Source organism: Halomonas sp. BM-2019, from assembly GCF_017584085.1.
The window spans coordinates 3,872,528-3,878,929 of record NZ_CP071922.1; the positions used below are offsets into that span (position 1 = coordinate 3,872,528).

Genomic DNA, 6,402 nt, shown 5'->3' on the forward strand with positions numbered 1-6,402 from the left:
CGCCAAGGGCAGCGACATCGGCAGCCCGCTGATCATCGACGCCGACTACGTGGACTCCCAGCTCGGCGAGCTGGCCATGGACGAGGATCTGTCGCGGTATATCCTCTAGCATGAGGCGATGCTGATTGGCCCTGTGGAAGGCGACTCGACTTCAGCTCGTGATGAAGCAGCAGCCCGGGCGCCTGACGGCGCCTTCGCCCGGCAGAGCCGGCCTCCCACACTGTTGTACCACTGTCGTACGTAAGAACGTTGTGGGAGGGCGATTCATCGCGCGAAGCAGCGCGCAGCGCTGCCAGGCAGGAGGCGCCTGCAGTGCCTTTGCCCGGCAGAGCCGGCCTTCCACAGCGATGACTCAACACAGGAGGCCATCATGACAGCCCCCACTCCCACCCGAGTGCACTACCACCGCAAGGCCCTGGAGCTGGAGCTCGGCTACGAGAACGGCGAGAGCTACCGGCTGCCGATCGAGTACCTGCGGGTCTTCTCTCCCTCCGCTGAGGTGCGAGGCCACGGCCGCGGCCAGGAAACCCTGCAGGTGGGCAAGAAGTTCGTCGGCCTGAAGGACATCACCCCGGCCGGGCGCTATGCGCTCAAGCTGCACTTCGACGACGGCCACGACAGCGGCCTCTACAGCTGGGACTACCTGTGGTGGCTGATCGAGCACCGCGAGACCAACTGGGCCGACTATCTCGAGCGCCTGGAGCAGGCCGGCGCCAGCCGCGAGCCGCTGGGCATCCAGATCAAGCAGCTCTAACCCCCGTCAAGACAATCGCCGCCGCGGGACGCTACAATGGCGCCCATCCGAGGCAGCGGCCTCGCCCATGCAGCGATTCGGGAGCCCCATCGCATGAGCGCCAACCCCAGCTCCAGGGACCAGCACACCACCCATTTCGGCTACCAGGAAGTCCCCCTCGAGGAGAAGGCCTCCCGGGTGGCCGATGTCTTCCACTCCGTGGCGGCCCGCTATGACGTCATGAACGATCTGATGTCGCTGGGCATTCATCGGCTGTGGAAGCGGCTGACCATCGAGCGCGCCGGGGTGCGCCCCGGCCACAGCGTGCTCGACATCGCCGGCGGCACCGGGGACCTGACCCTGAAGTTCTCGCGGCTGGTGGGCCCCCGCGGCCGCGTGGTGCTGGCCGATATCAACGAGTCCATGCTGCGGGTCGGTCGCGACAAACTGCTCGACCGCGGCGTCGGCGGCAACGTTGAGTACGTCCAGGCCAACGCCGAGTGCCTGCCCTTCCCCGACAACAGCTTCGACTGCATCACCATCGCCTTCGGCCTGCGCAACGTCACCGACAAGGACGCCGCCCTGCGCTCCATGACCCGGGTGCTCAAGCCCGGCGGGCGCCTGCTGGTGCTGGAGTTCTCCAAGCCGCCCAGCGCCCTGCTCTCCCGGGTCTACGACGAATACTCCTTCCGTCTGCTGCCGAAGATGGGCGAACTGGTCGCCAATGACGCCGACAGCTACCGCTACCTGGCCGAGTCGATCCGCATGCACCCGGATCAGGAGACCCTCAAGGCGATGATGGAGACGGCCGGCCTGGAGCGGGTGGAGTACACCAACCTCACCGGGGGCATCGTCGCCCTGCACCGCGGTATCAAGTTGTAATGCTGTTGCTCGCTGGCCTGGAACGCACCCTCAACGCCCTGCTGGCCCGTGACCCGGCGGCACCGTCGCGCCTGGCCCGGATCGCCGGACAGCGGCTGCTGCTGCGCCTGGAGCGGCCCGAACTGGCCCTGGTGATCCACTTCCATCCCCAGGGCCTCGACCTGCTGCGCCCCGACGACACCGCCGAGGAAGCCTTCGATGCCGTCGTCGAGCTCGATGCCGAGACCGCCGGCGCCCTGCTGGGCGGCGCCTCCCTGGAGCGGCTGATGTTCCAGGGGCGGCTGGCGGTGCGCGGGCGCATCCCGCTGCTTGAGGCCACCCGCGACCTGCTGCTCGACCTGGACCTGGACTGGGAGGGCGAGCTGGCCCAGTGGCTGGGCGACGTGCCCGCCAACAGCCTGGCCGAAGGGCTGCGCCGGCTGGGCCGCTTCGGGCTGCGCACCCGGGAGGAGTTCTGCGCCGACCTCTCCGAGTACCTGGTGGAGGAGGCGCGTCTGCTGCCCGGCCGGCCCCAGCTGGAGGTGCTGCGCGACCACCTCACCGAGCTGGAGGTGGCCACCGATCGCCTCGAGGCGCGCCTGGCCAGGCTGCACCGCCGCCTCAGCGCAGAGCGCCCGCGCCACGACGACCCCGAGCGGGAAGCCAGGCGATGATCCTGAGGCTGACGCGCATCGTCTGGGTGATCACCCGCTACCGCCTCGACACCCTGATTCCCATGGAGCGCCTGCCCTGGGCGCTGCGCACCCTGCTGCGACTCTCGCCGCTGCGCCTGGTGCCGGTCGGTGCCCGCTCCCGCGGGGCGCGCCTGCGCCTGGCGCTGGAGTCGCTGGGCCCCATCTTCGTCAAGTTCGGCCAGGTGCTCTCCACCCGCCGCGACCTGCTCCCCGAGGACATCGCCGACGAGCTCCGGCGCCTGCAGGACCAGGTGCCGCCCTTCCCCGGCGACCAGGCCCTCGACGTGGTGGAGGACGAACTCGGCATGACGGTGGCGCTGGCCTTCGCCCGCTTCGACCCGGAGCCGCTCGCCTCGGCCTCCATCGCCCAGGTGCACGGCGCACGGCTGCACAGCGGCGAGGAGGTGGTGGTCAAGATCATCCGCCCCGGCATCGACCGGGTGATGCGCCAGGACATGGCGCTGATGTACCGCTTCGCCCGCCTGCTGACGCTGGTGCCCGAGGCCCGCCGACTGCGCCCGGTGGAGGTGGTGCGCGACTACGAGGCCACGCTGTTCGATGAGCTCGACCTGCACAAGGAGGCGGCCAACACCTCCCAGCTCAAGCGCAACTTCCGTAACTCGCCGCTGCTCTACGTACCGGCGATCCACTGGGAGCTGACACGCCAGCGCGTCATGGTCCAGGAGCGCATCTACGGCATTCCGGTGGCCGACGTGGCGGCCCTGGAGGCCCAGGAGACCGACCTGAAGCGGCTCGCCGAGCGCGGGGTGGAGATCTTCTTCACCCAGGTGTTTCGCGACAACTTCTTCCACGCCGACATGCACCCGGGCAACATCTTCGTCGCCCGCGAGCACCCCCGTGACCCCCAGTACATCGCCATCGACTGCGGCATCGTCGGCAGCCTGACCCGGGAGGACCAGGACTACCTGGCGCGCAACCTGCTGGCCTTCTTCCACCAGGACTACTACGAGGTGGCGGCACTGCACATCGAGTCGGGCTGGGTGGGCGAGCACACCCGCGCCAACGAGTTCGCCGCGGCGATCCGCACCGTGTGCGAGCCGATCCTCGAGAAGCCACTCAAGGATATCTCCTTCGGCCAGGTCCTGCTGGGCCTGTTCCAGACCGCCCGGCGCTTCGACATGGAGGTGCAGCCCCAGCTGGTGCTGCTGCAGAAGACCCTGCTCAATATCGAGGGGCTGGGCCGGCAGCTCTACCCCGACCTGGACCTGTGGAAAACCGCCAAGCCCTTCCTGGAGCAGTGGATGGCCGAGCGCGCCGGGGTCAGCGGGTTCTGGGAATCCCTCAAGCGCCAGGCGCCGGAGCTGACCCGCCAGATGCCCGAGCTGCCCGTGCTGGCCCACCAGGCGCTCTCCCAGGTCGACCAGGAGCAGCGTCAGCGCCGCCGCCAGGGCGAGGCGATCGGTGCGATCCGCCACCAGCTGGTGCGCGAAGGGCGCCGCGGCCGGCGCCTGCGCCTGGGGCTCCTGCTGGTGGCCCTGGCACTGGCCTGGCAGCCGCTGGCCCAGTGGGCCGCCGGGCAGCCCTGGCCGGTGCTGGCCGCCGCTGCCCTCGGCCTGGCCCTGCTGGCCTGGCAGTGATGCCCTACCTCCACCTACGTCACGGAACCTTCATTCATGAGCGATATTCTCGACCGCCTGCAAACTGTCCTGGATCAACGTCGCCGCCTTGCATCACAGGGGGCTGAACAAGATACTCGAGAAGGTGGGCGAGGAAGCCACCGAGACCCTGCTGGCCGCCAAGGACGCCGAGCGCGGCGGCCCGGCCGAGCGCGAGGCGCTGATCGCCGAGACGGCCGACCTGTGGTTTCATAGCCTGGTGATGCTGTCGCATCTCGACCTCGATCACCACGCTGTGCTCGAGGAACTGGCGCGCCGTTTTGGCGTCTCGGGACATGACGAGAAGTCCGCAAGGCAACCCTAGCCTCACTTGCCGTTCCGGGGGTTCCGGAACCCCGACTCAGAGGAAAACCCTATGTTAGGTGGTATCAGTATCTGGCAGCTGCTGATTGTACTCGGCATCATCATCCTGATCTTCGGCACCAAGAAGCTGCGTAATGTCGGCTCCGACCTGGGCGGTGCGGTCAAGGGCTTCAAGAAGGCCATGCACGAGGAGGAGAAGGGGGAGGAGAAGGACGCCCAGCCCCAGGCCCGCGTCGATCACCAGGACGAGCCGGCCAATACCTACGACGTCCAGGCCGAGCGCAAGCCCGAGGAACAGGAAGAGCGCAAGTAAGCCGCCATGTTTGACATCGGCTTCCTGGAACTCATGTTCATCGGCGTGGTCGGCCTGCTGGTACTGGGCCCGGAGCGGCTGCCCAAGGCGGCCCGCACCCTGGGCCTGTGGATCGGCAAGATCAAGCGCACCGTCTCCGGCATGCAGCGCGAGATCAGCGCCCAGCTGGAGGCGGAGGAGCTGCGCCAGAAGCTCAACGAGCAGCAGAAGAAGCTCGACGAGAGCGTGCGCCAGGTCCAGCGCGACGTGGAGAGCCTGGCCGAACCGCACCGCCCCGCCGAGCGCGAGGCAGACAAGGCCCCGGCGCCAAGCCCCGAGCAGCGCCTGGATGACGCCCTGGCCCGCGCCCGCCGCCGCGATGGCGAGAGCCGCGCCGACGAGCCCGCCGCGCCCGCCCCTGCCGACAAGGACGCCTCCTCACGATGAGCAAGACCGGTGACAGCCCGGAACACCATCAGGCCCCGCTGATCGAGCACCTGATCGAACTGCGCTCGCGGCTGCTGCGCAGCGTGGTGGCCATCCTGGTGATCTTCCTGGCCCTCTACCCCTTCGCCAACGAGATCTACACCTTCGTGGCCCAGCCGCTGATGGCGCTGCTGCCGGAAGGCTCCCAGATGATCGCCACCGAGGTGGCCTCGCCCTTCCTGGCGCCCTTCAAGCTAACCCTGGTGGTGGCGCTGTTCGTCGCCATCCCCTATGTGCTGCACCAGGCCTGGGCCTTCGTGGCCCCGGGGCTCTACGACAACGAGAAGGCGCTGGCGGTACCGATCCTCACCTCCAGCGTGCTGCTCTTCTATGCCGGGGCGGCCTTCGCCTACTACGTGGTCTTCCCGCTGCTGTTCCAGTTCTTCACCCAGACCGGGCCCGAGAACGTGGCGGTGATGACCGATATCAACGCCTACCTCAACTTCGTCCTCAAGCTCTTCTTCGCCTTCGGGGTGGCCTTCGAGATCCCCATCGCCACCTTCCTGTTGATCGCCTCCGGGGTGACCACGGTGGAGAGCCTGTCGAAGAAGCGGCCCTATATCATCCTGGGCTGCTTCGTGGTGGGCATGCTGCTGACCCCCCCGGACGTGATCTCCCAGAGCCTGCTGGCGGTGCCCATGTACCTGCTCTACGAGGTGGGCCTGCTGTTCGGCCGCCTGGCGCGGCGCAAGAAGCAGCGGCGCGAGGTGGAGGAGGAGTAGCGCCTAGCGCCTAGCGCCTAGCGCCTAGCGCCTAGCGCCTAGCGCCTAGCGCCTAGCGCCTAGCGCCTAGCGCCTAGCAGGATGCTGGCTGCTCCCTATCGGATGTCAACAAGAAACCCCAGCGGATTCAATACCCACTGGGGTTTCTCGTTATCGGCCTCAACACCTACCGCCCGTTGTCGACCTGCTGGGCGCTGGGCGCTTGCAGCTGGGCGCTGCCCGAAGGGCGGCTGGGCGCTGCCCGGAGGGCGGCTGGGCGCTGCCCGAAGGGCCGGGCGCTTACAGATCCATCAGCTCGTCGATACGGTCGACCAGCTTGAAGATGCCGGTGGCCGCCTCGCTGATGCGGGTGGCGAGCATATAGGCCGGGGTGGTCACCACGCGGTTCTCGAAGTCCACCACGATCTCCTCCACGCCGCAGCTGCGGTGCAGGCCACCCATGGCGCTGATGGCACCGGAGACGCCGGGGTCGTGACCGATGGTGACGGCGATCCCGTGGCCCAGCAGCTTGGGCACCATCACCGGCGCGATGCACATCAGGCCGATCGGCTTGCGCGCCTCATGGAAGTCGACCAGGGCCTCCCTGAGGTCGTCGAGCACCTCCATCCCGGCGCCCGCCTCGGCAAAGTTCGACAGGTTCTTGGCCGCCCCGAAGCCGCCGGGAAGGATTACC

General features: G+C 68.2%; 8 protein-coding genes and 1 pseudogene. 8 read left to right on the forward strand and 1 reads right to left on the reverse strand.

Annotated elements, in window-relative coordinates:
• Window positions 1–370 precede the first annotated feature (370 nt).
• The 8 genes from J5F18_RS19160 to tatC all read left to right on the forward strand — a co-directional run bounded on the left by J5F18_RS19160 (window position 371) and on the right by tatC (window position 5,729).
• Window positions 371–754: a DUF971 domain-containing protein gene (locus J5F18_RS19160; protein ID WP_346300106.1), complete on the forward strand. Its 384-nt coding sequence runs from the start codon at window positions 371–373 to the stop codon at window positions 752–754.
• A 93-nt stretch (window positions 755–847) separates the two neighbouring features.
• Window positions 848–1,615 (forward strand): bifunctional demethylmenaquinone methyltransferase/2-methoxy-6-polyprenyl-1,4-benzoquinol methylase UbiE, encoded by a 768-nt coding sequence (gene ubiE, locus J5F18_RS19165; RefSeq protein WP_346300107.1) that lies wholly within the window; start codon window positions 848–850, stop codon window positions 1,613–1,615.
• Complete coding sequence (locus J5F18_RS19170) at window positions 1,615–2,268, forward strand: SCP2 sterol-binding domain-containing protein (RefSeq protein WP_346300108.1); 654 nt, start codon at window positions 1,615–1,617, stop codon at window positions 2,266–2,268. Before ubiE ends, J5F18_RS19170 begins: the two co-directional genes overlap by 1 nt.
• Window positions 2,265–3,887: a ubiquinone biosynthesis regulatory protein kinase UbiB gene (gene ubiB / locus J5F18_RS19175; protein WP_346300109.1), complete on the forward strand. Its 1,623-nt coding sequence runs from the start codon at window positions 2,265–2,267 to the stop codon at window positions 3,885–3,887. Before J5F18_RS19170 ends, ubiB begins: the two co-directional genes overlap by 4 nt.
• A 124-nt stretch (window positions 3,888–4,011) precedes the next feature.
• Window positions 4,012–4,230: a phosphoribosyl-ATP diphosphatase gene (gene hisE, locus J5F18_RS19180; RefSeq protein ID WP_346300110.1), complete on the forward strand. Its 219-nt coding sequence runs from the start codon at window positions 4,012–4,014 to the stop codon at window positions 4,228–4,230.
• Between the two features lie 51 nt (window positions 4,231–4,281).
• Complete coding sequence (tatA, locus tag J5F18_RS19185; RefSeq protein ID WP_346300111.1) at window positions 4,282–4,542, forward strand: Sec-independent protein translocase subunit TatA; 261 nt, start codon at window positions 4,282–4,284, stop codon at window positions 4,540–4,542.
• A 6-nt stretch (window positions 4,543–4,548) separates the two neighbouring features.
• The gene (tatB, locus tag J5F18_RS19190; protein WP_346300112.1) at window positions 4,549–4,968 is read left to right on the forward strand and encodes a Sec-independent protein translocase protein TatB; all 420 of its coding nucleotides are present in this window, start codon (window positions 4,549–4,551) and stop codon (window positions 4,966–4,968) included.
• Window positions 4,965–5,729, forward strand: coding sequence for a twin-arginine translocase subunit TatC (tatC, locus tag J5F18_RS19195; protein ID WP_346300113.1), 765 nt, complete (start codon window positions 4,965–4,967; stop codon window positions 5,727–5,729). The genes tatB and tatC overlap by 4 nt, the downstream gene beginning before the upstream one ends.
• A 279-nt stretch (window positions 5,730–6,008) precedes the next feature.
• Here tatC and J5F18_RS19200 read toward each other — a convergent pair.
• Window positions 6,009–6,402: pseudogene (locus J5F18_RS19200) on the reverse strand (isoprenoid biosynthesis protein ElbB); the annotation flags it as partial.